The sequence below is a fragment of the Ruegeria sp. AF5 genome, from assembly GCF_056541905.1.
Genome location: NZ_JBQFYZ010000005.1, coordinates 84,441 through 109,021, shown reverse-complemented (window position 1 = coordinate 109,021; position 24,581 = coordinate 84,441). Strand labels below are relative to the sequence as shown.

Below are 24,581 nucleotides of genomic sequence, written 5' to 3'. Positions count from 1 at the left end.
AGTCCGTCTCGCGGCCACAAATTGGCCGCGATTGGTGGCGAGAGTGCAAGCTGCTCCTTCAACTGGGGAGGGTGTCTTGTTTGTAGTTCGCAACTACGTAACCATGTGCGGAACGGTCGCTTGTGCCCTGGGCATAGGCTATCTGATGCAGAACGGACCGGCTGCGCAGCAGAACCGCGCGCAGGGCGGTGTCGATGTGGCCTCTGTTGCCGATCAGTCTTCGATTCTGTCGGGACTGGACAGTATCGTTCTGACTTCGGCCACCGTATCAGATGCCGATCCGGTCACTGTTACACCGGCACCCCGCGCTGTACCCACTGCCCCCAAGACATCGAACTGCCGGATCAGCGCGCACGCAAACGCAGCACCCGGTGCCTTGGCACACTTGTCGCTGAAAGCGCCCTGCCACAAGAACGAGCGGATTGAAATTCACCATAGCGGCCTGACTGTTAGCCAGATGACGGATGCCAGCGGCGCGCTGGACATGGCGATCCCGGCCCTTTCGGAATACGCGATCTTCCTGTTTTCCTTCGAAGATGAAACAGGCACTGTCGCCACCACTCACGTTCCCGAAATAGCCGGTTTTGATCGTGTTGTCTTGCAATGGCAGGGTGATACCGAGCTGCAGATTCATGCGCTGGAATTTGGTGCCAGCTATGGCGCGGATGGCCATGTCTGGGATGACGCATCTGCCGAAGGCGCCGGAGAGGTTGTGCGTCTGGGCCAGTCCGGTTCCGGGATCACTCAGAATATCGAAGTGTATTCTTTCCCGGCCAGTACATCGGAACAGTCGGGCACGATTGACCTGACTGTCGAGGCCGAAGTGACCGATGCAAATTGCGGCCACACGCTGAACGTGCAGTCGCTGGAGTTGTTGTCGGACCGCCGCCTGCGGTCGCGCGACATGTCCGTGACTCTGCCGGATTGTTCGCGCGCAGGCGAGTTTCTGGTGTTGAATAATCTGCTCTCAGACCTGACAATCGCGGCAAAGTAATCCGCAGGCAGGCTTGAACCTCTTATGACATTTTTCCGTGTGGCGGTGGCTGCGCTGTTTTCCGTGACGGTGGCGACCGGTGCTTTTGGGCAGGACATCACACTGACCTCGCATGATGGCAAGGTCGAAGTGACCGGCAATCTGCTGAGCTTTGACGGTGAGTTCTATCGCGTCGATACGCAATTCGGGACGTTGACCGTGGATGGCTCGGGCGTCACTTGTGAGGGGCCCGCCTGCCCCAACCTGATCGATTTCGTCGCCGAAGTGCAGTTTTCCGGATCATCGGTGATGGCGGAAACGGTGCTGCCCGCCCTGATCATCGGCTTTGCCCGTCAGGAAGACCTGACCGCGACTCCCGCCCGCGTGGATGAGGACACCTTTGTTTACGAGCTGCATCAGGCAGGTCGGGCGGCGCCGCTGGCACGGTTTTTCTTTGACGTGGGCACCACGGATCGCGGGTTCAGTGATCTGATCGCAGACCGGGCGGATATCGTGATGGCCCTGCGCGAGATGCGCGAGGCTGAGCGGGAGGCTGCCGAGGCTGCGGGGTTGGGCGATCTGAAGCGCGCCCGTCGGTCGCGGGTCATTGCACTGGATGCCATGGTCCCGGTCGTGGCCCCCGACAGCGTGATGCGGCAGGTTTCTCTGGCAGATATGGCTCGTATTCTGTCCGGAGAGATCAGCAACTGGGCACAGCTGGGTGGGCCGGATGCCCCTATTGCACTGCATGTGCCAGAGGCCGGGTCGGGTCTGGCGCAGGCGGTCGAGGATCAGATTCTGAAAACCGCCGGTGTGGACCTGACCGATACGGCGATCCGCCACAATCGCATACATGACCTGACCGCGGCCGTGGCAAAGGATCCGTTTTCCATCGGGGTCGCCAGCAAGGCATCGGCCCATGGCACCCGCGCTTTGCCGTTGACCGGCGGGTGCGGGCATCCGCTGGCCGCGACCCGCCAGTCGATCAAGACTGAAGATTACCCGCTGAATATGCCCATGTTCCTGTATCTGCCGGAACGACGCCTGCCCCGGATTGCGCGGCAGTTTCTGGCCTATAGCCAAAGCCCCGAGGCGCAGATGGCCATACGTGACGCAGGATATGTGGATCAATCGGCTGAAACCCTGCCGGTTGGCGTGCAGGGGGACCGGCTTGCCAATGCGGTCGTCACTGGTGGAACTGAGGTTGGGCTTGAGGAATTGCAACGCATGATCAAGACCCTGCGCCCCCTGTCGCGCCTGTCCCTGTCGGTTCGGTTCGAACCCGGATCGTCCCGTCCGGACGCGCAGTCACGCGCCAATATTCAGCAACTGGCGCAAATGCTGGACGCGGGTACGTTGCAGGCACGCAAGGTGGTGTTTGCAGGCTTCAGCGATGGGGACGGGGGTGCCGTTTCAAATGCCCGCATCGCCCTGAGGCGCGCGCAAACCGTGCGGAACGCGGTTATCGCCGCGCTTGAAGCCCCGGTCCCTGACAGTATCGCGGTTACCGCCGAAGGGTTTGGCGAGGCGATGCCCATGGCCTGCGACGACACCGAATGGGGCCGCAAGGTCAACCGGCGGGTCGAGATTTGGGTGCAGTAGCCGCTAGAGATACCCTTCGGAACGAAAGCTGAGCTCGGTCGATTTGCCGATGATCAGGTGGTCATGCAGCGTCAGCCCCAGGGCGGAACAGGCATCCTGTATGCGGTTGGTCATGTCGATGTCCGACTGTGACGGCGTTGGGTCGCCCGAAGGATGGTTGTGCACCAGGATCAAGGCCGAGGCATTCAGCTCCAGCGCCCGTTTGGCCACTTCGCGCGGATAGACGGGCACGTGATCCACGGTGCCTTTGGCCTGTTCCTCATCCGCGATCAGGACGTTCTTGCGATCCAGATAGAATACGCGAAATTGCTCGGTCTCGCGATGCGCCATTGTTGTATGGCAGTAATCCAGCAGCGCGTCCCAGCTGGATATCACGTGCCGTTGCATCACCCGCGCCCGTGCCATCCGATGCGCGCAGGCTTCGAGGATTTTCAGATCGGTGATGACCGTATCACCAACGCCCTTGATCTGCCGCAGCCGTTCTTCGGGCGCCGTCAACACGCGGTTGAAATCGCCAAAGGCATTCATCAATGCGCGCGCCAGTGGTTTCACATCCTGCCGCGGGATGGACCGGAATAAAACCAGCTCCAGCAACTCATAATCCGGGATCGCCGCCGACCCGCCCGCCATGAACCGTTCACGCAGCCGCTTGCGATGGTCTTTGATGTAGGAGGGTAACCGACCATTCGGCAGCGGCTGCGCTGGCGCTTCGTCCGTATCAAACAGCATGGGGGCTTCGGCAAAGGCGTCCTGTGTCATGCGTTTACCCTGTCGCAGAATCACTTTCCGAAAGGTTAACGCGCCTCTCCTGCCATACGCGCGGTGGCGCGGCGGACAATCATGTGCAGAAGGATCGAAAACACGCCCAGCGTCAGCATCGCCGCAAACATCAGGTCCGTCTTGGCGCGGCCATTGGCCAGCAGCATCAGATATCCCAGACCTTGCGATGAACCGACCCATTCGCCGATCACGGCACCGATCGGCGCATACACCGCCGCAAGCCGCATCCCCGAGGCCAAAGACGGCAACGCCGCAGGGATACGGATGTGCCACAACACAGCGCGCTTGCCCGCCTGCATCGTGCGCGCAAGGTCCAGATACCCCTGCGGTGTCCGCATCAAACCGTCAAAAAAGGACGACGTGATCGGGAAATAGATGATCAGCACCGCCATCGCGACCTTGGACAACAGGCCATAGCCCAGCCACAGGGTCAGCAACGGGGCCAGCGCAAAGACCGGCAGGGCCTGAGTGAACACCAGCATTGGCTGCACCAGAACCCGTGCGACACGGGAATTGGCCAGCTGCAATGCGGTGACAACGCCAAGCAGCGTGCCGCAGGCAAGGCCGATAATGACCTCGATGGCTGTGATCCAGGTGTGTTCTGCAATCAGCCAGCGGTTCTGCCACCAGGTCTCGGCAACCACTGCGGGACCGGGCAGGATGAATTTTGGCAATCCGGTCAGGGTCACGATCCCCTGCCAGATGGCAAGGGCAAACAGGGTTGCTGCCAGAACAGAGAGGGACTTCATACCCCGCCCTCCCGCAACAGCCGCAAAAGCGCGCCTTGTGTTTCCAGCGTCTGCAGATCATCCACGCTGCGCGGGGCTGGAGCAACCGGCGGGTCGCAGGGCGTCAGCCCGTGCTGTGTCATGACGACGATGGATTGCCCCAGACGCGCGGCCTCGCCCGGATCGTGGGTCACCAGAAGGACAGTGCGGCCTCTTAGCGCCTCGGCGGCCAGATCCTGCATATCGGCACGGGTTCGGGCATCAAGGGCGGAAAAGGGTTCATCCAGCAACACAATCGGCCGGTCTTCCATCAGGGTGCGGGCCAGCGCCACGCGCTGACGCTGCCCGCCCGAAAGCTCGGGCGGTTTCTTGGTCATATGGTCCTGCAACCGCATCCGTTCGATCAGGCGGTCACGCCGGTCAACGTCAACTTTCTCGCCCCGCAGCCGCGCGCCCAACGAGACGTTTTGCGCAACACTCGCCCAAGGCAGCAACAGGTCGTCCTGCGCCATATAGGCAACCCGGTCCGAAACCGGCTGGCCATCGCTGGCGGTGATCCGGCCCGAGAATTCAGCCCCGGTTTCCAGCCCCGCAATCAGCCGCAAGACCGTGGTTTTTCCAACACCCGATCCACCCAGCAGACAGGTCCACGCCCCGGCGTCAAGCGTCAGGGTCAGCGGCGCGAACAAAGTCGCGCCGTCGATCGTGGCTGTACCGCTGATGGTCAGATCGGGCGCCGGGGTCATGGGGTCAGACCCATCTGCCAGAAGTTGACCTCCAATTCCGTCGCCGTACGGAACGTCCGGCACAGACGATCCCAGCGAGGTGACGATTGAAAATCCGCCCCAATCCTTCGTGTTAGAACCGAATCCAGCAATTCGCCTACGGCGGTGCAGGCGTTCTGATAGCCCTCGTCCGCGTAGGTATCGATCCAGCCACGATAGGATGTGGATGTTGCCTCTGCAGACAGGCGGGTGCCAATCTCACCATATCCCATGACGCAGGGTGCAAGTGCAGCCAGAAGATCCGGCAGATCACCGCTATAGCCCGCCTCGAGAACAAAGCGGGTATAGGCCAGATTCTCGGGCCGTTCAGGCGTTGCAAACAGATCGGACTGCGAAATGCCTTCTGCTTCGCAAATACCGATATGCAGCTTCATCTCTTCGCTGATCAGGCCGTTCACGGTACGCGACGCCGCCAGCATTTCAGCATGTGTTTCCGATTTCACCACGGCCAGCGCCCAGGCGCGCGAGAAGTGGATCAGGAACACGTAATCCTGACGCAGATAGTGCAGGAACGCCGGGCGTGGCAGGGTGCCGTCTTTCAGGGCTTCGACAAAAGCGTGGCGGGTGTAGTCCCGCCACGGCCCCTGCGCCGCATCGCGCATCAGCGCAAAGGCTTTGCCATAATCGCTCATTGCGCGGTGACGTCGATGGCAATGTCGCTGACGGGCAGGACAGTGTCGATCATGCCGCTGTCGTTCAGGAATGCTTCGAACCGGGCATATCGGCCAGCGTCAAACCCGGCGGGACGCAGGGCAAAGCGCGGCAGCGTGTCGACCCATGCCCGCGCGTTCAGCTCGTCCTGCAGTTCGGGTGATGTGGTCGAGAAGACCTCCCAGCTTTTTTCCGGGTTGTTGACGATGTACTGAGTCGCTTTTTCGGTCGCGGCCAGGAAACGGGCGATCTTGTCTTTGTCCATCGTATCGGGGTTGGCGACATAGATCAGTTCGTCATAAGACGGCACGCCTTCTTCCTCGATATAGAAACAGGTGCCGGGGCGACCTTCGATATCCATCTGGTTCAGCTCGAAGTTGCGATAGGCGCCGATCACCGCATCCACCTGACCGGTCATCAGCGAGGGTGAGAGCGAGAAATTCACGTTGATCATCTCAACATCATCCAGCGCGACGTCGTATTTGCCAAGCACGGTGCTGAGAATGGCCTCTTCCACACCGGCGACGGAAAAGCCGATTTTCTTGCCTTTGAGGTGACCGGGCGATTTGATCGGGCCGTCTTTCAGAACCAGCAGGCAGTTCAGGGGCGTCGCGACCAGCGTGCCGACCCGTTTCAGCGGCAGCCCTTCGTGGATCTGCAAATGCAGTTGCGGCTGATAGGATACCGCCAGATCCGCCTGACCGGCAGCCACCAGACGCGGCGGTGCGGATGGGTCGGCGGGGGCAACGACTTCGACCTGCAATCCCTGCTCGGCGAAATAGCCGTTTTCCTGCGCCACGATGATGGGCCCGTGGTCGGGGTTGATGAACCAGTCCAGCAGGACGGTCATCTTGTCTTCGGCCCAGGCCGGCGCGGCGGCCAGAAGGGCAAGGGCTGTCATCAGCTTTTTCATATCTCACGTTTCCTTTTCTCAGGAGGCTGAGGCCGCGACGAGGACAATCTCGCCCGGCCAAATCGGTTGGATTTTCTCGGCAGCGCGCCATGCGCGCAGCCCGGTGGCACAGCAAAGGGCGAGGCGTTGCCCCTTGTTTGGGTCTATTTTTTGTATTTCTTCGGGTGAAATGCGCGTTGCATTCGGGTGAGCCGGAACCGGAGCTTCGTTCGGGTCACGCAGTTCGATAATCTGGTCTGTCTCCTTCAACTGACTGGCGGAGAGAAAGCGGAAACAGCTTGACGGTTCCGGCGCGTCATCAAAACGAAACCCGGTGCTGCGCAGGGTTCGCGCATCATATTGCACCATCTGCCCTAGGGGAGATGGGTCAAGCCGCAAGATCAGGTTCAGCGCCATCTGCGCCTGCATGGACCCGATCACACCGACAACGGGACCCAGAACACCCGCCGTGGCGCAGCTTGCGCCACTTTCCGGTGCATCGGGGAAAACGGCACGCAGAGAAGGCGCGCTGCCACAGAAGCCGCCCACATAACCCGAAAGCCCCAGTACCGAGGCGCTGATCAGTGGCTTGCCTTGTGCCAGACAGGTATCCGACAGCAAATAACTGACCGCATAGCTGTCGGCACAATCCAGAATGATATCTGCCTGCGACACCAGATCGGGCGCATTTTCCCCTGTTAGAGCCTGTTTCCTGGAAATCACGTCGATTTCGGCATTCAACGCACGGCATCGGTCAGCGGCGCGTTCGGCCTTTGACAGCCCGCAATCTTCTTCTGAAAACAATGTCTGGCGATGCAGGTTCGACAGATCGACGATGTCACCATCGACAATCGTGATATGCCCCACCCCGGCCCCGGCCAATAGCGGCAGCAGCGGCGCGGCCAGACCACCTGCGCCGACCACCAGAACACGGGCCGCAGTCAGGCGGGCCTGTCCTTCAGCCCCAACCTCGGGCAGCAGCGTCTGGCGTGCATACCGGCTCATCTCGTGACCTCGATCCAAGCACGCACCCGCGCTTCGGGGTCGGCGTTCAGCGTGATATCCGTGACGGCCGAGACGATGTCGGCCCCGGCTGCCAGCACCCCTGCTGCGCGCTCGACGCTCATGCCGCCAATGCCGACCAGAGGAATGTCGCCAACCCGCGCCTTCCATTCGGTCACGCGGGGCAGGCCCTGCTGATGCCACTTCATCTTTTTCAGGATGGTCGGATAGACCGGACCCAGCGCCACGTAATCGGGATCCATGGCCAGAACCCGTTCAAGCTCATCATCGTCATGAGTAGAAACGCCCAGCTTTAGACCCGCTTTTCGGATGGCTTTCAGGTCAGCATCATCCAGATCCTCTTGCCCCAGATGAACCCAGTCACAACCCAGATCGATGGCCCGCTGCCAGTAATCGTTGATCACCAGAACCGCCCCGTAGTCGCGGCACAGATCACGCGAGGCGGCAATCTGATCGCGCACCACTTCAACCGGCTGATCCTTGATACGCAGCTGCACCAGTTTGACACCCAGGGGCAGCATCTGCCGCAGCCAGTCCGAGTGATCGAAGATCGGATAGAAACGGTCCAGCGTCATGACAGGAATGCCTTTCCAACAACAGGGGTCGAAGGTTCGGCCATATCACGCGCCTCGATCGGGTCTGCCTGATGGGCCAGTTGTCCGGCATGGATTGCCTGCGCCATCGCCTTGGCCATCAGAACGGGATCACCGGCACGGGCCACAGCGGTGTTCAGCAGAACGGCGTCATAACCCAGTTCCATCGCGTGGGCCGCGTGGCTGGGCAGGCCGATCCCGGCATCCACCACCAGCGGCGTGTCAGGGAACTCGGCCCGCATCGACCGCAGGGCGTATTCGTTGTTCAGCCCACGCCCGGACCCGATGGGCGCCCCCCACGGCATCAGCACTTCGCACCCCGCTTCGAGCAGGCGTTCGCCCACGATCAGATCATCGGTTGTGTAGGGAAACACCTTGAACCCGTCTTCGGTCAGGATGCGCGCGGCCTCGACCAGCTGGAACACATCCGGCTGCAAACTGTCGGTGTGGCCAATCAGTTCCAGCTTGATCCATTTGGTATCAAACACTTCGCGCGCCATATGGGCTGTGGTCACCGCCTCTTTCACCGTATGACAGCCAGCCGTATTTGGCAGGATCAGAACACCCAGCTCGCGGATCATCTGCCAGAATGTCTGACCCGCGCCGGATTCCCGCCGCAGCGATACCGTGGCAACCGCCGCACCGCTTTCGCGAAAGGCCTGTTCCAGAATTGCAGGGCTGGGATATTGGGCGGTGCCCAGCATCAGCGGGTTCGGCAACTCGATGCCGTAGAACGTTCTCATCCTCAGCCCCCCTGCATCGGCGCGACAACTTCGATCCGGTCGCCATCGGTCAGTTTGTGCGCAATGCGCAGGCTTGACGGCACGAAATCTTCGTTCACTGCGGTGGCCACACGGCCCGAGAAGCCGCATTCCAGCAACAGATCCGACAGGGTTTCAGCGCGCACGTCCCGCGTCTCGCCGTTAAGCACGATCTTCATCGACCATCTCCGAATGTGTGTTGTCCAATGCCAGATCAGCGACACCCCGCGCCAATGCAGGGGCCAGCAGATAGCCATGGCGATACAGCCCATTGGCATAGATTGTCCGACCCAAGCGCCGGATACGCGGCAGGTTGTCCGGAAAAGCGGGGCGCAGGTCGACACCGATCTCCAGCACCTCGGCCTCGCCAAAGGCCGGGTTCACGGCATAGGCCGCGCTGAGCAGTTCCAGCATCGAGCGGGCGGTGATGCGGCTGCTGTCCTCGGATTCGATCATGGTTGCACCCAGCATGTAGACGCCGTCCCCGCGCGGAACGATGTAGAGCGGCATCCGCGGATGCAACAGCCGCACCGGGCGCGAAAGGTTCACATCGGGGCAGCGGAGAACCAGCATTTCACCCTTCACGCCGCGTAGGTCATGCAGATATTCGCGCGCGTGCAGGCCCCGGCAGTCAATGGCGTTGTCCAGTTGCGCCGGAGCCAGCTTTCGGTGGAATTCCACGCCTGCGCCTTGCAGGTGACGATGCAGATCGCGCAATGCCTGGCGAGGATCAAGGTGCGCTTCGTTTTCAAAATACAGAGCTTTGCTAAACTTGCTCAGATCAGGCTCTAATTTGATTATTTTCGCGCGATCAAACTCGCTGAACCCTTCGGTCCTGCGTGCAAACCGACGCAGGTCGGGCAGGTCACGTGCGTTGGCAACAACAAGGGTTCCACTTCTGTTTACCTGCGTTCGCTGCGCCCACCATTCGATGGCTTCCTGCCCCAGCCGCAGAACCGGTTCTTCCGCATTTTCATATTCACACCAAGGCGCCAGCATCCCACCGGCCCACCAGGAACACCCATGCGGTCCGGGCGGGCCGCCCGGATCAAAAACCTGCACCCTTGCGCCGCGTGACACAAGCTCACTGGTCACGGCCAGACCCGCAACGCCTGCACCTATGACCGACCAGAGCGTCACGCGGGCCAGATCCGATGGAAGTGGTGCACAGGGCCGTGCCCGGCACCAATCTTCAGCTCATCCGCCCGCGCGATGGCCCCTTGGAGATAATCATGCGCCTGCGCGATCGCATCCCTCAGCGGCAGGTCCCTGGCCAGTCCGGCGGCGATCGATGACGACAGGGTGCATCCGGTTCCGTGGGTGTTCTTCGTGTTCTGACGCGGGGCCTGAAACGCGGCCACGATACCTGAGGGGTCGACCAGCAGATCGTGGCAGACATCGCCGGACCCATGCCCGCCCTTCATCAAAACCGCACCTGCGCCCAGATCACACAGGGCCTGGCCTTGTGCGGCCATCTCGTCCGGTGATTGCGCCGGTGTCGCATCCAGCAAACACGCCGCTTCGGGCAGATTGGGTGTCAGCACAGTCGCTGCTGGCACCATCACTTCGCGCAGCGTCCGGACCGCTTCCTGCGCCAGCAAGGCATCTCCGGATTTTGCGATCATGACGGGATCAAGAATTATGGGGCCCTTGAACGTTTCCAGACCTCGAGCCACTGCGTGAATGATCTCTGGCGTGGCAAGCATACCGATCTTAATGGCCTTCACGTCCAGATCACTCAGCACCGCGTCGATTTGAGCAGCAATGACATCCAGAGGAACCCCATGCACCGCAGTGACGGCTTGCGTGTTCTGCGCTGTAATGGCGGTAATGACGCTTGCGCCGAATACACCCAACGCGGACATCGCTTTCAGATCGGCCTGAATCCCGGCGCCTCCGCCACTGTCAGACCCAGCAATGGTCAGGGCAATTGCCGCCATTTCGTCGCTCCATCTTTTTTGGGCAACGAGGTAAGGAAAACGTCTGTGTTCATAAGACCGTTCCCTACGCCGGAATTGCCCGGATCAGGTTCGATGGGTTAGCGCGGCTGCGCCTCTCAGCCCTGATACGGGCACCCCAACGGTTGTCGTGGACAATTTCAGGGTCGACGGTCGGAATCAAGACCCAATTTGGCAAATGCATTGCCACTTTTGGTCATCTGATAAGGCCAATTGAGTGTCTTTAGGGAGTGTTTTGCGAGGCTCTGCCTCGCGCTCCGGGATATTTAGAGCCAGATGAATAACGGATCCCTGCTTCATCTGGCTGGAAATATCCCGGGGGAGGCGCCCGGAACGGGCGGCGGGGGCAGAGCCCCCGGGTAACCCTGGTTGTCAGCTTTTCATACCGTCCCAGAAGGATTTGACGGATGAGAAAAAGCTTTTTGATTCCGGGTGGTTGTCTTCGCCCAGGTCATCAAACTCGCGCAGAAGTTCTTTCTGGCGGGTGGTCAAGTTGACCGGGGTTTCAACCGCCAGTTCGATGAACATGTCGCCAACACCGCCGCCGCGCAATGCGGGCATGCCTTTGCCGCGAAGACGCATTTGCCGACCCGACTGGCTGCCAGCCGGGATCTGCACCCGCCCACGCCCGCCATCGATTGTCGGAACCTCGATCGATCCGCCCAGCGCGGCCTTGGCCATGCTGACCGGTACACGGCAATAAAGGTTTACGCTGTCGCGTTCGAACAACTTGTGATCAGACACTTCCACAAAGATGTAGAGGTCGCCCGGAGGGCCACCACGCATTCCGGCCTCGCCTTCACCCGCCAGTCGAATACGGGTGCCGGTTTCGACACCGGCAGGGATGTTGACCGACAAAGCGCGATCTTTTTCGACGCGGCCTGCACCCTTACAGGATTTGCAGGGGTTCTTGATGATCTGACCCAGACCCGAACAGGTGGGGCAAGTTCGTTCGACCGTAAAGAAGCCCTGTTGCGCCCGCACCTTACCCATACCGGAACAGGTGGGGCAGGTTGTCGGCTCGACCCCGCCTTCTGCACCGGTTCCTTCGCAGGAGGAACAAGCCACGGCTGTAGGTACATTGATGGTTTTCTGCTGGCCCGAGAACGCCTCTTCCAGCGATACACGCAGGTTATAGCGCAGGTCCGAGCCGCGCGCGGCGCGTCGGCCGCCACCACCACGTTGCCCGCCCATGAAATCGCCGAACAGGTCGTCGAATACATCCGAGAACGCGCTGGAGAAATCGCCCTGCCCAAAGCCGCCGCCAGGCCGACCACCGCCGCCCATGCCGTTTTCAAATGCGGCATGGCCAAAGCGGTCATAGGCCGCCTTTTTGTCGGCATCGCGCAGCACGTCATAAGCCTCGTTGGCTTCCTTGAACTGCGCCTCGGCATCCGGGTTGTCCTTGTTGCGGTCCGGATGCAGCTCTTTGGCTTTCGTGCGAAAGCCTTTCTTGATCTCATCCGCCGAAGCGCCCTTGGACACGCCGAGCACTTCGTAATAGTCGCGTTTTGACATCAGTATTTCCTTCTGCCTCAACGTAAATAGGCCGGCCCGGCATCCGGACCGGCCTACATTGGCCCGGTTACCCGTTAGTTACGCTTGTCGTCGTCCAGATCTTCGAACTCGGCATCGACGATATCGTCATCACCATGTGCGGCATCTGCTGCGGCAGGCTCGTCCTCGGCCTCTTCGGACTGCGCCTTGTAGATGGCCTCACCCAGCTTCATCGCTGCTTCGGTGACGTTCTGGATGCCAGACTTGATCTTGTCGGCATTGTTGGTTTCCAGCTCGTCCTTGAGTGCGGCGATCGCCAGTTCGATAGCTTCGATCGTGGTCGGGTCGACCTTGTCGGCATGCTCTTCCATCGACTTTTCGGTCGAGTGGATGAGGCTTTCCGCCTGGTTCTTGGCGTCGACCAGCTCGCGGCGTTCCTTGTCCGCCTCGGCGTTCTCTTCGGCGTCCTTGACCATCTTTTCGATGTCTTCGTCGGACAGACCGCCCGATGCCTGGATGGTGATCTTCTGTTCCTTGCCGGTGCCTTTGTCCTTGGCCGAAACCGAGACAATGCCGTTGGCGTCGATGTCGAATGTCACCTCGATCTGGGGCATGCCACGCGGTGCGGGCGGGATGTCTTCGAGGTTGAACTGACCGAGGATCTTGTTGTCCGCAGCCATTTCACGCTCGCCCTGGAACACGCGGATGGTCACGGCGTTCTGGTTGTCCTCGGCGGTCGAGAAGACCTGAGACTTTTTCGTCGGGATCGTGGTGTTGCGGTCGATCAGGCGGGTGAACACGCCACCCAGCGTCTCAATGCCCAGCGACAGCGGGGTCACGTCCAGCAGAACCACGTCCTTGACGTCGCCCTGAAGAACACCGGCCTGAATGGCGGCACCCATTGCAACCACTTCGTCCGGGTTCACGCCTTTATGCGGCTCTTTGCCGAAGAACTTCGTGACCTCTTCGATCACTTTCGGCATCCGGGTCATGCCACCGACCAGAACAACCTCGTCCACGTCAGCAGCCGACAGACCCGCGTCTTTCAGAGCAGCCTGGCACGGCTTCATCGACTTCTTGATCAGATCACCGACCAGGGATTCCAGCTTGGCACGGGTCAGTTTCATGACCATGTGCAGCGGCTGACCGTTCGAACCCATCGAGATGAACGGCTGGTTGATCTCGGTCTGCGAGGTCGAGCTGAGTTCGATCTTGGCTTTTTCGGCGGCTTCTTTCAGACGCTGCAAGGCCATCTTGTCAGCAGACAGATCGACACCGTGTTCCTTTTTGAACTCATCCGCCAGGTAGTTGACGATGCGCATGTCAAAGTCTTCACCACCCAGGAAGGTGTCGCCGTTGGTCGATTTGACCTCGAACAGGCCGTCGTCAATTTCCAGAATGGTCACGTCGAAGGTACCGCCACCAAGGTCATAGACTGCGATGGTTTGGGTTTCCTGCTTGTCCAGACCATAGGCCAGAGCGGCAGCTGTCGGTTCGTTGATGATCCGCAGCACTTCCAGACCGGCGATTTTACCGGCGTCTTTGGTGGCCTGACGCTGTGCGTCGTTGAAGTATGCCGGAACGGTGATGACCGCCTGCGTGACTTCCTCACCCAGATAGCTTTCCGCGGTTTCCTTCATCTTACCCAGAGTGAAGGCCGAGATCTGGCTTGGGGAGTATTTTTCACCGCGGGCCTGAACCCATGCGTCGCCATTGCCACCATCAACGATGGTATAAGGCACCATTTTCTTGTCTTTTTCGACTTCGGCATCATCCACACGACGGCCGATCAGGCGCTTGACGCCAAAGATCGTGTTGTCGGGGTTGGTGACCGCCTGACGCTTTGCAGGCTGACCGACCAGTCGCTCATCTTCAGTGAAGGCGACGATCGAGGGCGTGGTCCGCGCCCCTTCGGCGTTTTCGATAACCTTCGGCTGCGAACCGTCCATGATGGCCACGCACGAGTTTGTGGTCCCGAGGTCAATCCCGATTACTTTTCCCATTTTTGCAATCCCTTTCTCTTCAAGGCGATGTCTCGACGACAGGACCCGTTACGGCATCCCGCCCCCGATCTGATGTGCGCGACAGCACTACCATCGCGCGTCCCGGCGTATATAAGGGCGAGACCTGAGGCCTGCAAGCACCGTAGAACGCAGGTTTTAGGGATTCTGATGCCTTTTTTGGCAAAGAATTGGAAAGGATTGGGGTTTCCGGAATGGCGCGATTGGTTTTGCGGGGGTTCGATATCAGGAAAGGTTATCTTGATCCTGCGGCCCAGTCGCGGGTGATCGCGGATTTGCGCCCGATTCTGAAAGCCGCGCCCCTGTTCCGGCCTGTTACCACCTCGGGCAAGGAGATGTCGGTTCGGATGACCTCGGCAGGCGATCTGGGTTGGGTGACCGACAAGGCGGGGTACCGTTATCACGATCAGCACCCCAAAGGTGGTGACTGGCCGGAAATCCCCGCCGCCATTCTGGATATCTGGCGCGATCTGGTCAGCACCGAGCGAGCGCCCGATTGCTGTTTGATCAACTACTACGGGGAAGGCGCAAAAATGGGCCTGCACCAGGACAAGGACGAGGCAGATTTTTCATGGCCCGTCCTGTCGGTTTCGCTGGGCGACGATGCCTTGTTTCGGATTGGCAGCACGACGCGCGGCGGCAAGACCGAGTCGATCTGGCTGAGCTCGGGGGATGTGGTTGTCATGGGTGGTCCGGCGCGGCTTGCCTATCACGGTGTGGATCGGATCAGGTTCGGATCCTCGCGCCTGTTGCCCAAAGGCGGGCGCATAAACCTTACGCTGCGGGTCGCGCGCTAGCGGCGCGCATTCCAGCTTTTCGAGACGTGCTGACGGGTAAAGAATTCACCCATAAGACCGATCATCAACAGGGCGATTCCAACCCAGGCCGCGTATTCCCAGCTGGTGTTTCTTGGATAATAGTTGCGGAACACGAACCCGCGGGTCTGGTCGATGATGTGAAACAGCGGGTTCCAGGCAAACATCATCAACAGCCCGCCACCCAATGCGTTCGCAATGAACATCTTGCCGGAAAACACCATGTTCAGACGGCGATATATATTGGTTAGCATCGAAACGGTCGTCGGGGCCCACGGTTTCAACGCCATGAACACAAGCCCCACCGCGCAGCCGGTAAACCAGGCCAGCACCAGCATTGCGAAGGCGCCGCCGGGGTTCTGCACCTCAAGCGGAGCAACCGCGACACTGTAGACGAACAGGATGATGAACATGGCCAACAGGAACTTATAGAAAGTGCTGAAGGCCGCCGCGAGAATCGTGACCATCACGTTCATCGGCGAATGCAGCATCATTGGGTTATTGGAGGATCCAACCCCGGAAATCGCGCCAATCGATTGTATGTGCAACATGAACGGGAACACACCCGACAGGACATACAGCAGAAATTCGCCCCTGATCCTGGCGACCCCGCCCCGGCCCATCAGCGACATGAGCAGATAGAAGGTGACCATCATCACCAGCAATTGCACAACGTTAAGCAGGATCGCGATCACCGCATTCGGATGCTGCGCGCGCACGTTCCGCACCACCGCGTGGAACACCAGTTCCGCAGTCGTCAGTGCACCGCCCAGCAGCGTTTGATTGCGCTTGTAATAGAACACTTAAAGGGTCTTTCCTGCCTCGTCGTCCCTAACCTGGCATGAATATCTTGCCGTTCGGTAACCGTCGCATCATAAGTCGGTCACGAGTTTGGATCAACAAACCACAGGAACGGAGCATTTTTGTGACCTACGACGCGCTTATTCCCGTCATCCGGCGTCTGGCCCTTGAGGCCGGCGACAAGATCATGGAAATCTATGAGGCAGACGATTTCGACGTCAAAGTCAAATCAGACTCCAGCCCTGTGACCGAAGCGGATGAGGCAGCCGATGCGCTGATTTCAGCCGGGTTGCGTCAGGCGTTCCCCGATATCCTGCTGATCACCGAGGAACAGGCCGCCTCGCATTCCGAAAAAGGGGATACCTTTCTGATTGTCGATCCGCTGGATGGCACCAAGGAATTCATCAACCGCCGTGGCGATTTCACCGTCAACATCGCGCTGGTCGAGGACGGAACGCCGACACGGGGTGTGGTTTACGCCCCGGCGCGGGGCCGCATGTTCTATACGCAGGCAGATGGTCAGGCGGTCGAGGAAACAGGCGCGTTTGACAAGGATGCACCCGGCACCCTGACCCCAATATCCGTCTCTAACCCTGACAATTCCGCGCTTTTGGTCGTGGCTTCAAAGTCGCACCGGGATCAGGCCACCGAGGATTACATCAACAAGTATCAGGTCAGGGACAGCAAAAGCGCGGGATCGTCTCTCAAGTTCTGTCTGGTTGCGACGGGCGAGGCGGATCTTTATCCGCGGGTCGGGCGCACGATGGAGTGGGACACGGCGGCAGGGCACGCGGTACTGGCCGGGGCCGGTGGCCAAGTTGTGCGGTTTGACGATCACTCGCCGCTTCTCTATGGCAAAGAGGGCTATGCGAACCCGTTTTTTATCGCGTACGCTCCGGGTGTTAAGCTGAAGGAGGCCTGATGTCAGTTCTGATCGCCATCCCCGCCCGCTATGCCTCGACCCGCTATCCGGGCAAGCCATTGGTGCCGCTGACCGGCGCGACCGGCGTTTCGATGACACTGATCGAACGGTCCTGGCGAGCAGCCACTTCTGTCGCGGGCGTGGACCGGGTTGTAGTCGCAACCGATGACGACCGCATCCGCGAGCTGTCCGAAGGCTTTGGTGCCGAGGTGGTGATGACCTCGGAAAACTGCCAGAACGGCACCGAACGCTGCGCTGAGGCGCACAAGGTTCTGGGCAGCGGATATGACATCGTGGTCAACCTTCAGGGCGATGCACCCCTGACACCGCATTGGTTTGTCGAGGATCTGATCGCAGGGCTGCGCGCGGCACCCGATGCTGGCGTGGCCACACCGGTCCTGCGTTGCGACGGGGATGCTTTGAACAGCCTGCTGAACGACCGCAAACATGGCCGCGTTGGCGGAACAACCGCCGTGTTCGGGCGCGACAACAGCGCGATGTATTTCTCGAAAGAGGTCGTGCCTTTCACCTCAGAGACCTATGGCGGGGATGAACCCACGCCGGTGTTTCACCATGTTGGCGTCTATGCCTATCGACCTGATGCGTTGGCGGCCTATCCGGGCTGGCCAACGGGCCCTCTGGAAAAACTGGAAGGTCTTGAACAGCTTAGGTTCATGGAAAATGGCCGCAAGGTTCTGTGCGTCGAGGTTGACGCCAAGGGCCGTCAGTTCTGGGAGCTGAACAACCCGCAGGACGTACCCAAGATCGAAGAGATGATGGCGGCGATGGGGCTGGAGTAGCCGGTTTTGCCCATGACGCCCCGCGGTTCCCATATCTCGATGACAGGCAATCTGGTTCCAAAGGACGCTTCATGAAACCAATCCTCGTGACCGGTGGTGCCGGATATATCGGGTCGCATGCCTGCAAGGCGCTTGCGCAGGCGGGCTATGTTCCCGTGGCCTATGACAATCTGGTCACCGGCTGGCAGGATGCGGTGAAATACGGGCCGTTTGAACAGGGCGACCTGTTGGACCGGGCACGCCTGGACGAGGTATTTGCCAAACATAAGCCGGTTGCGGTGATGCATTTTGCGGCGCTCAGCCAGGTGGGCGACGCGATGCGGCAGCCCGGTTTGTACTGGTCGAACAATGTCACCGGATCGTTGACGCTGATCGAGGCTGCGGTTGCGGCGGGCTGTCTGGATTTCGTGTTCTCGTCCACATGCGCCACTTACGGCGAGCATGACAATGTGGTGCTGGACGAGACCACCGCCCAACACCCGCTGAACGCCTATGGTGCATCAAAGCGCGCGATCGAGGACATCCTGAGGGATTTCGAAGCGGCCCATGGGCTGCGCCATGTCATTTTCCGGTATTTCAACGTTGCTGGCGCCGATCCCGAGGGCGAAGTGGGCGAGTTTCACCGGCCTGAAACCCATCTGATCCCCCTGATGCTGGACGCGATTGATGGCAAGCGCGAGGGTTTGACCGTTTTTGGCACCGATTACGATACGCCCGACGGCACATGTATTCGCGATTATGTCCATGTCTGTGATCTGGTCGACGCACATGTTCTGGGGCTGGGCTGGCTGGAACAGGGTAAAGAAAGCCGTGTTTTCAATCTGGGCACCGGCTCGGGGTTTTCCGTGCTTGAGGTGATCGAGCATTCCAAATCCGTCACCAACCGCCCGGTACCGTATTCGGTCGGTGCCCGTCGGGCGGGCGATTGCACCAAGCTGGTGTCCGGCTCTGTCCGCGCCCAAACCGAACTGGGGTGGAAGCCGAAAAGGTCAACGTTAGAGACGATGATTGCGGATGCCTGGCGCTGGCATCAGAATGGCCACTACGAGAAATGAGGCCCCAGTGACGTCCAATACGGTTCAGACACTTCCTGATATCGGTTGGCAACAGGAATACCGGTTGCGCTGGAAACGGCGACGCCTTCTTTGGCGCTCGATGCGCAGCCGACATCAACTGACCTGCCTGAAAGATCATACAAGCAGGATACGGGGCGGCGACGTGCTGGCCTTTACCACCTTGCGCAATGAGATTACCCGCCTGCCCTGGTTCTTCCGTCACTATCGCCAGCTGGGCGTGAGCCATTTTCTGATCGTCGACAACGGCAGCGATGACGGCTCGGCTGAATTTCTGCAGGATCAACCGGATGTGTCCCTTTGGCAGACCCGGTCCAGCTATCGCGGATCACGCTTTGGGCTGGACTGGCTCAGCTGGCTACAGATGCGTTACGGCCATGGCCACTGGTGCCTGATGGTCGACGCGGATGAGCTGCTGGTTTATGCCCGGCACGACCGCCAATCTCTGCATGAGCTCACAGAATGGCTGGACCGACAGGGACGGGTCGGGTTTGGCGCATTGATGCTGGATCTGTATCCAAAGGGGCCGTTGGGCGGACAAACCTATGACCCGGAAACGGACCCGATCGAGGTGCTGAACTGGTTTGACACAGGCCCGTATCGCGGGCAGCGGCAAAGCCCGATGGGAAACCTGTGGGTTCAGGGTGGCGCACGCGAGCGGGTGTTTTTTGCCCAAACGCAGCAGCGATCCCCCACACTGAACAAGATCCCGCTGATGCGCTGGTCGCGGCGCTATACCTACGTAAACTCGTGCCATTCCGCCCTGCCCCGTCGTCTGAACGCAGAGTATGACGGGCCAAGCGGCGACACCCCGTCCGGCGTGCTGCTGCATACGAAATTTCTGCCGGACATTATCGAAAAATCCAAAACTGAAAAGCTGCGCCGCCAGCATTTTCATGACCCGAACCAGTTCGGCACGTATTACGATCAGATACTCAGTCAACCAGACATGTGGACCCCGCACTCGGTGCGCTATACCGGCTGGTCGCAGTTGCTGGAGATGGGGCTGATGCGTGACGGCGGCTGGTCTTGAAAACAAATCGGGGGGGGTCAACGGCACCTTTACCATTTCCGGGGTTTAAAAAAGTTGCCTCAGAAGAGGTAGAAGTGGCATAAACCGACAATGTCCTGTCGCACCAGCGGTCGCGGCGGGTTCGGGGAAAGCTCGCGTCATAATAAAGGTTGGGCAGTCGCGTGAGCCTGTTTGATTCATACAAGATGAGATTGCGGCGCAAGCGCCGTATTCTGCGCTGCCTCAGACGTCGGCACGAACTTAAGCCCGCCAGCAACAACACGTCTGCCATCCGCCGTGACGATATCCTGTTGATGAGCGTTGTGCGTAACGAGAAAATTCGGCTGCCCTATTTTCTGGAATATTACCGCAAACTGGGCATCGACCATTTTCTGTTCATCGACAATGACAGCAATGACGGCAGTTTCGGGTTCCTGAAAGAGCAAGCTGATGTATCGGTCTGGCGGACGACTACCAGCTACAAACGTGCCAGCTATGGTCTGGACTGGTCAAATTACATTCTGCGCAAATACGCGCATGGACATTGGGTTCTGAGCGTCGACCCGGATGAGTTTTTTATCTACCCCTTTTGCGACACCCGCCCGATCCGCGCCCTGACAGACTGGCTGGACGGAAGTGCCGTACGCAGCTTCGGCACCATGCTGATCGACATGTACCCCGAAGGACCCGTGGATGCCGAAACCTATCGCGAGGGGCAGGATCCCTTTGAGATTGCGCGGTGGTTCGATCCGGGGAATTACACGATCACCAAGAACCCGGATTACAAGAACCTGTGGATTCAGGGGGGCGCGCGGGCGCGTGTGTTCTTTCGCGACAAGCCATCCAAAGCTCCGGCACTGAACAAGATCCCGCTGGTCAAATGGGATCGGCGGTATGTCTATGTCAGCTCGACCCACTCGCTTTTGCCGCGCGGGCTTAATCAGGTTTACGACGAATGGGGTGGGGAAAAGGCCAGCGGCTCGTTGCTTCATGCCAAGCTGATCGACACCCTTGGCGACAAGGCGCGCGAAGAATTGCAACGCGGCCAGCACTATGGCGGTTCGGGCGAATACAAGGCCTATGCCGCACAGCTTGAAGACAAGCCCGTATTCTGGTGCGAGTGGTCCGAGGCCTATATCAACTGGCGGCAGCTTGAGATTCTGGGCCTGATGTCAAAGGGAAACTGGGCATGAGCGGTCTGGGCGTCGTCATGCTGGTTCATACCTCGCTGGACCGGGCCGAACAGGTCGCGCGCCATTGGACCGCTGCGGGATGCCCTGTTGTGATCCATGTGGATCGCAAAGTACCGGGTGAAGAATACGCGCGATGTGTTGCGTCCTGTTCAGACAATCCCCGGATCGCATTTTCCGACCGGCATCAATGCGACTGGGGCGGGTGGGGCATCGTTGCCGCCTCACAAACCGCGTCCGAACTGATGCTGGAGCAATTTCCGGAAACGCGCCACGTCTTCCTGTCGTCGGGGGCCTGCCTGCCGCTGCGCCCGGTTCAGGAGTTGATTGACTACCTGGCCGACCGGCCCCGTGTCGATTTCATCGAAAGCGCGACAACGTCTGATGTCAGCTGGACAATCGGCGGGTTGGATCATGAACGGTTTACGCTGCGGTTTCCGTTTTCCTGGCGAAAACGGCGCGGATTGTTCGACGCATATGTAAAGCTTCAGCGCGCGGTCGGGTTTCGTCGGAAAATCCCCGACGGTTTGGTCCCGCATATGGGCAGCCAGTGGTGGTGCCTGACCCGTCAAACACTGTCTGCCATTTTGCAAGATCCCAAGCGCAAACAATATGACAGCTACTTCCGCCATGTTTGGATTCCGGATGAAAGCTATTTCCAGACATTGGCGCGGCTGTATTCTACACATATCGAGAGCCGATCCCTGACCTTGTCCAAGTTCGACTATCAGGGCCGCCCGCACATATTCTACGACGATCACCTGCAATTGCTGCGGCGGTCAGACTGTTTTGTTGCCCGCAAAATCTGGCCTCGTGCGGAACGGCTGTATCAGGCGTTTCTGACCGATCAGGCCAGTGCGATGAAACCGGCCGAACCCAATCCCGGCAAGATTGACCGCGTGTTTTCCAAGGCGGTCGAGCGGCGGACACGGGGGCGTGACGGGCTTTACATGCAAAGCCGGTTTCCCCGGCACGGCAGTGAAAACGGCCTTACCTCGTCACCCTATTCCGTATTTCAGGGCTTTTCCGAACTGTTTGAAGATTTCGAAGAATGGCTGGCCGCGGCCACTGGCACACGCGTGCACGGGCACCTGTTCGGACCAGAGCGTGCAGAATTTGCAAAGGGTGAAACCATCACAAACGGTGCGCTCAGCGATTGTGCTTTGCTGCGGGATTACAATCCGACGGCCTTTCTGTCGAACCTGATCTGGAACACACGCGGCGAACGCCAGTGTTTCCAGTTCAGCCCCCGCGACACACAGGACATCAACTGGTTTCTGGCGCGGGACAAGAATGCGCAAATCTCGGTCATCACCGGGGCCTGGGCAATTCCGCTGTTCCGGTCGAACCTGAACTTCTCGGACATCCGGAGCGAGGCCGCGCGTCTGCAACAGATCGAAACCAAACAGCTTGAGGTTTTGACCTCGGTCTGGACCAAGGCGCGGATGCGCAGCTGGTCGCTGGCCGATTTCCTTGAAGCACCGATGGAGCCCCTGCAGACAATCCTGGACGAGATTGGCGCGCATCAGTCCAGCCACCTGACAGAAGCGCCCACAATGGTCGATCTGTCCGGCTTCGGGAAGTTCCTGCAAAACCTCAAGAACCAGGGTATGCACCCTTACCTGATGGGCGATTTTCCTTCGGACGATGTGTTCGGCCGTCAGACGAAACCCTATCGCAAACCCTATCTGGTGCAGTAATCACCCATGCCAGCCAATTTTGACTACTTCGTTGTTCTGGCTGCCATGCGCACAGGGTCGAACCTGCTTGAGGCCAATCTGAACGCGCTGGACGGGGTTTCCTGCCATGGCGAAGCCTTCAACCCGCATTTTGCCGGCAACCTGAAGTCCGATACCCTTCTGGGTCTGTCGCTGGAAGACCGCGACGCAGATCCGATGCGGCTGTTGAAGGCAATCAGGTCGGCACCGGGCGACTTGAACGGTTTTCGGTATTTCCAGGACCATGACCCACGCATTCTGAAGCCAGTGCTGAACGATCCACGCTGTGCCAAGATCATTCTCACACGCAATCCGCTGGACAGTTTTCTGTCCCTGAAAATCGCACGCGCCACGCAGCAATGGCTGCTGAAGAACGTGAAGCGCCGCGTCGATGCCCAGGTTGCGTTCGACGGGCTTGAGTTTTCTGAGTATCTCGATCAGGTCCACGGCCACCAACACATGTTGCAGCGGCATTTACAGAAAACCGGTCAGACTGCCTTTTTCATCACCTATGACGACCTGGCCGAGTTGGACGTTCTGAACGGTCTGGCCGCATGGCTGGGGGTTGAGGCGCGGCTGAGCAAGCTGGACGACACTCTGAAACCGCAAAACCCGGCACCTGCCGTATCGAAGGTCACCAACCCCGATGAGATGCAAGACGCCCTGTCCAGGTTGGACAGGTTCGGATTGCACCAGCCCACCCGTTTCGAGCCAAACCGAGGGGCGGCGGTACCGCAATATATCGCCGCAGCCAGATCAAATTTGATGTATTTGCCCATTCGCGGCGGAATAGAGCCTGTTATCGCGCAATGGATGGCCGAGCTGGATGGCTGTTCTGCGGACGATCTGGTCACAAACCGGAACCGCAAGGAAATCCGCGCCTGGATGCAAGACCACCCCGGACACCGAAAGTTCACCGTGTTGCGCCACCCACTGGCACGGGCGCATTCGGCGTTTTGCCAGTACATTCTGGATACCGGGCCGGGCAGTTACAAGATGGTTCGCAATTACCTGCGCAACCGCCTTGACCTGCCGATCCCCGGGCAGGTGCGCGACACCAATTACTCGGTCGAACAGCATCGGGATGCGTTTCTGGCGTTCCTCGGGTTCCTGCGCATGAACCTCAACGGTCAGACGCCGATCCGCGTTGACGGGACGTGGTGCAGCCAGTCCCGCACGCTGGATGGCATTGCCAGCTTTTTGATGCCGGACCTGATTCTGCGGGAAGAAGAGCTGACCACGGCTCTGCCGGATCTGGCCCGCTCAACAGGCCACCCCAATCCGCCGGTTCCCGGCCCGTGCGCGCAAGATGTTCCGTTTACGCTGGATCAGATCTATGACGAACAGCTTGAAGCGCTGGCATCCGAGGTCTACCAGCACGACTATGAAACATTCGGGATTGCAGCGTGGGCGCCTGTGCCCCCTAAGGGCGCAGGGTGATCAGCGTCCCTCGGTTGACCATCGCATAGATTTCTTCGATCTCGTCATTCTTGACCGCGATGCATCCCGCGGTCCAATCCGGAGTTTTCTTGGCGCGTTTGAACTCGGATCGTAGATTTGGCTGCCCGTGAATGAAGATGTCCCCACCGGGATCAACTCCCGCAGCCTTAGCCTTGGCGATGTCCTGAGAGTTGGGATACGATATCCCGATAGACAGGTGATACCGGCTGTTGGGGTTGTGCCGATCGATCAGGTAACTTCCTTCGGGCGTGCGGCCGTCTCCGCGTTTGGTTTTTGTGCCCTGCGGCGCAAATCCCAGATCCACATCATATTCCTTGAGGACTTTTTCGTGGTGCAACAAATAAAGTTTGCGCGCGCCCTTGTTGACCACCAGCGAGGTGACCTCGGGCCCATCATAAGTCAGAAAATTTGGTCGGGCTGATGCACAAGCCGATAGGCCCAGCGTTGCTACCGCCCCCAATCCGAATGCTCGACGATCCATGTTTCACTGCCTGCTTTGTTTTTTTGGGGCTTATTATGCCAAAA

At 59.4% G+C, this 24,581-nt stretch carries 25 protein-coding genes and 1 riboswitch; of the genes, 10 read left to right on the top strand and 15 right to left on the bottom strand.

The window, feature by feature from the left end; genetic code table 11:
- The first annotated feature begins 76 nt into the window (after positions 1-76).
- Together ACR0DS_RS10065 and ACR0DS_RS10060 are read left to right on the top strand one after the other, a co-directional pair.
- Complete coding sequence (locus tag ACR0DS_RS10065) at positions 77-994, top strand: hypothetical protein (protein ID WP_480559230.1); 918 nt, start codon at positions 77-79, stop codon at positions 992-994.
- A gap of 24 nt (positions 995-1,018) precedes the next feature.
- Positions 1,019-2,575, top strand: a complete 1,557-nt coding sequence (locus ACR0DS_RS10060) for a phosphate ABC transporter substrate-binding/OmpA family protein (RefSeq protein ID WP_480559228.1) — start codon at positions 1,019-1,021, stop codon at positions 2,573-2,575.
- Positions 2,576-2,578: 3 nt separating this feature from the next.
- On the opposite strand, the gene radC is transcribed toward ACR0DS_RS10060, so the two are convergent.
- The 13 genes from radC to dnaK form a co-directional block, all read right to left on the bottom strand.
- Positions 2,579-3,334 (bottom strand): RadC family protein, encoded by a 756-nt coding sequence (radC, locus tag ACR0DS_RS10055; protein ID WP_209506928.1) that lies wholly within the window; start codon positions 3,332-3,334, stop codon positions 2,579-2,581.
- A 35-nt stretch (positions 3,335-3,369) separates the two neighbouring features.
- Positions 3,370-4,104 (bottom strand): ABC transporter permease, encoded by a 735-nt coding sequence (locus ACR0DS_RS10050; RefSeq protein ID WP_480486978.1) that lies wholly within the window; start codon positions 4,102-4,104, stop codon positions 3,370-3,372.
- Complete coding sequence (locus ACR0DS_RS10045) at positions 4,101-4,829, bottom strand: ABC transporter ATP-binding protein (protein ID WP_480506890.1); 729 nt, start codon at positions 4,827-4,829, stop codon at positions 4,101-4,103. The genes ACR0DS_RS10050 and ACR0DS_RS10045 overlap by 4 nt, the downstream gene beginning before the upstream one ends.
- Entirely contained in the window at positions 4,826-5,500 is a 675-nt protein-coding gene (gene tenA, locus ACR0DS_RS10040) for a thiaminase II (RefSeq protein WP_480559226.1), read from the bottom strand. Before tenA ends, ACR0DS_RS10045 begins: the two co-directional genes overlap by 4 nt.
- Positions 5,497-6,432: an ABC transporter substrate-binding protein gene (locus ACR0DS_RS10035; RefSeq protein ID WP_480559224.1), complete on the bottom strand. Its 936-nt coding sequence runs from the start codon at positions 6,430-6,432 to the stop codon at positions 5,497-5,499. Before ACR0DS_RS10035 ends, tenA begins: the two co-directional genes overlap by 4 nt.
- Before the next feature lie 18 nt (positions 6,433-6,450).
- Entirely contained in the window at positions 6,451-7,416 is a 966-nt protein-coding gene (locus tag ACR0DS_RS10030; RefSeq protein ID WP_480559222.1) for a ThiF family adenylyltransferase, read from the bottom strand.
- A complete protein-coding gene (locus ACR0DS_RS10025; protein WP_480559220.1) occupies positions 7,413-8,009 on the bottom strand; it encodes a thiamine phosphate synthase in 597 nt (198 codons plus the stop codon). Before ACR0DS_RS10025 ends, ACR0DS_RS10030 begins: the two co-directional genes overlap by 4 nt.
- The gene (locus tag ACR0DS_RS10020) at positions 8,006-8,770 is read right to left on the bottom strand and encodes a thiazole synthase (protein ID WP_480482465.1); all 765 of its coding nucleotides are present in this window, start codon (positions 8,768-8,770) and stop codon (positions 8,006-8,008) included. Before ACR0DS_RS10020 ends, ACR0DS_RS10025 begins: the two co-directional genes overlap by 4 nt.
- Positions 8,771-8,772: 2 nt before the next feature.
- Positions 8,773-8,967, bottom strand: a complete 195-nt coding sequence (gene thiS / locus ACR0DS_RS10015; RefSeq protein WP_480474356.1) for a sulfur carrier protein ThiS — start codon at positions 8,965-8,967, stop codon at positions 8,773-8,775.
- Positions 8,951-9,928 (bottom strand): FAD-dependent oxidoreductase, encoded by a 978-nt coding sequence (locus ACR0DS_RS10010; RefSeq protein ID WP_480559218.1) that lies wholly within the window; start codon positions 9,926-9,928, stop codon positions 8,951-8,953. Before ACR0DS_RS10010 ends, thiS begins: the two co-directional genes overlap by 17 nt.
- Positions 9,925-10,728 (bottom strand): bifunctional hydroxymethylpyrimidine kinase/phosphomethylpyrimidine kinase, encoded by an 804-nt coding sequence (thiD, locus tag ACR0DS_RS10005; RefSeq protein WP_480559216.1) that lies wholly within the window; start codon positions 10,726-10,728, stop codon positions 9,925-9,927. Before thiD ends, ACR0DS_RS10010 begins: the two co-directional genes overlap by 4 nt.
- A 44-nt stretch (positions 10,729-10,772) precedes the next feature.
- Positions 10,773-10,877: riboswitch (TPP riboswitch) on the bottom strand.
- 241 nt (positions 10,878-11,118) lie between these two features.
- Entirely contained in the window at positions 11,119-12,264 is a 1,146-nt protein-coding gene (dnaJ, locus tag ACR0DS_RS10000; protein ID WP_480474359.1) for a molecular chaperone DnaJ, read from the bottom strand.
- A 74-nt stretch (positions 12,265-12,338) separates the two neighbouring features.
- Entirely contained in the window at positions 12,339-14,246 is a 1,908-nt protein-coding gene (dnaK, locus tag ACR0DS_RS09995) for a molecular chaperone DnaK (protein ID WP_480506882.1), read from the bottom strand.
- Positions 14,247-14,458: 212 nt separating this feature from the next.
- Between dnaK and ACR0DS_RS09990 the strand changes: the two genes are divergently transcribed.
- Positions 14,459-15,061: an alpha-ketoglutarate-dependent dioxygenase AlkB family protein gene (locus ACR0DS_RS09990; RefSeq protein WP_480559214.1), complete on the top strand. Its 603-nt coding sequence runs from the start codon at positions 14,459-14,461 to the stop codon at positions 15,059-15,061.
- Here ACR0DS_RS09990 and ACR0DS_RS09985 read toward each other — a convergent pair.
- Complete coding sequence (locus ACR0DS_RS09985) at positions 15,058-15,882, bottom strand: ABC transporter permease (RefSeq protein ID WP_267364436.1); 825 nt, start codon at positions 15,880-15,882, stop codon at positions 15,058-15,060. The genes ACR0DS_RS09990 and ACR0DS_RS09985 overlap by 4 nt on opposite strands.
- A 122-nt stretch (positions 15,883-16,004) precedes the next feature.
- On the opposite strand from ACR0DS_RS09985, the gene cysQ reads away from it, so the two are divergent.
- From cysQ to ACR0DS_RS09950, 7 genes are all read left to right on the top strand, one after another.
- A complete protein-coding gene (gene cysQ / locus ACR0DS_RS09980; RefSeq protein ID WP_480559212.1) occupies positions 16,005-16,802 on the top strand; it encodes a 3'(2'),5'-bisphosphate nucleotidase CysQ in 798 nt (265 codons plus the stop codon).
- Positions 16,802-17,602, top strand: a complete 801-nt coding sequence (locus ACR0DS_RS09975) for a 3-deoxy-manno-octulosonate cytidylyltransferase family protein (protein ID WP_480518190.1) — start codon at positions 16,802-16,804, stop codon at positions 17,600-17,602. Before cysQ ends, ACR0DS_RS09975 begins: the two co-directional genes overlap by 1 nt.
- A 71-nt stretch (positions 17,603-17,673) precedes the next feature.
- Complete coding sequence (galE, locus tag ACR0DS_RS09970) at positions 17,674-18,657, top strand: UDP-glucose 4-epimerase GalE (protein ID WP_480559210.1); 984 nt, start codon at positions 17,674-17,676, stop codon at positions 18,655-18,657.
- 7 nt (positions 18,658-18,664) lie between these two features.
- Positions 18,665-19,708, top strand: a complete 1,044-nt coding sequence (locus ACR0DS_RS09965) for a glycosyltransferase family 2 protein (RefSeq protein WP_480559208.1) — start codon at positions 18,665-18,667, stop codon at positions 19,706-19,708.
- A gap of 185 nt (positions 19,709-19,893) precedes the next feature.
- Positions 19,894-20,880: a glycosyltransferase family 2 protein gene (locus ACR0DS_RS09960; RefSeq protein WP_480559325.1), complete on the top strand. Its 987-nt coding sequence runs from the start codon at positions 19,894-19,896 to the stop codon at positions 20,878-20,880.
- Complete coding sequence (locus ACR0DS_RS09955) at positions 20,877-22,577, top strand: DUF5927 domain-containing protein (RefSeq protein ID WP_480559206.1); 1,701 nt, start codon at positions 20,877-20,879, stop codon at positions 22,575-22,577. Before ACR0DS_RS09960 ends, ACR0DS_RS09955 begins: the two co-directional genes overlap by 4 nt.
- Positions 22,578-22,583: 6 nt before the next feature.
- Positions 22,584-24,035 (top strand): nodulation protein NodH, encoded by a 1,452-nt coding sequence (locus tag ACR0DS_RS09950; RefSeq protein WP_480559204.1) that lies wholly within the window; start codon positions 22,584-22,586, stop codon positions 24,033-24,035.
- On the opposite strand, the gene ACR0DS_RS09945 is transcribed toward ACR0DS_RS09950, so the two are convergent.
- Positions 24,019-24,537, bottom strand: coding sequence for a L,D-transpeptidase family protein (locus tag ACR0DS_RS09945; RefSeq protein ID WP_480486947.1), 519 nt, complete (start codon positions 24,535-24,537; stop codon positions 24,019-24,021). The genes ACR0DS_RS09950 and ACR0DS_RS09945 overlap by 17 nt on opposite strands.
- Positions 24,538-24,581: the final 44 nt, after the last annotated feature.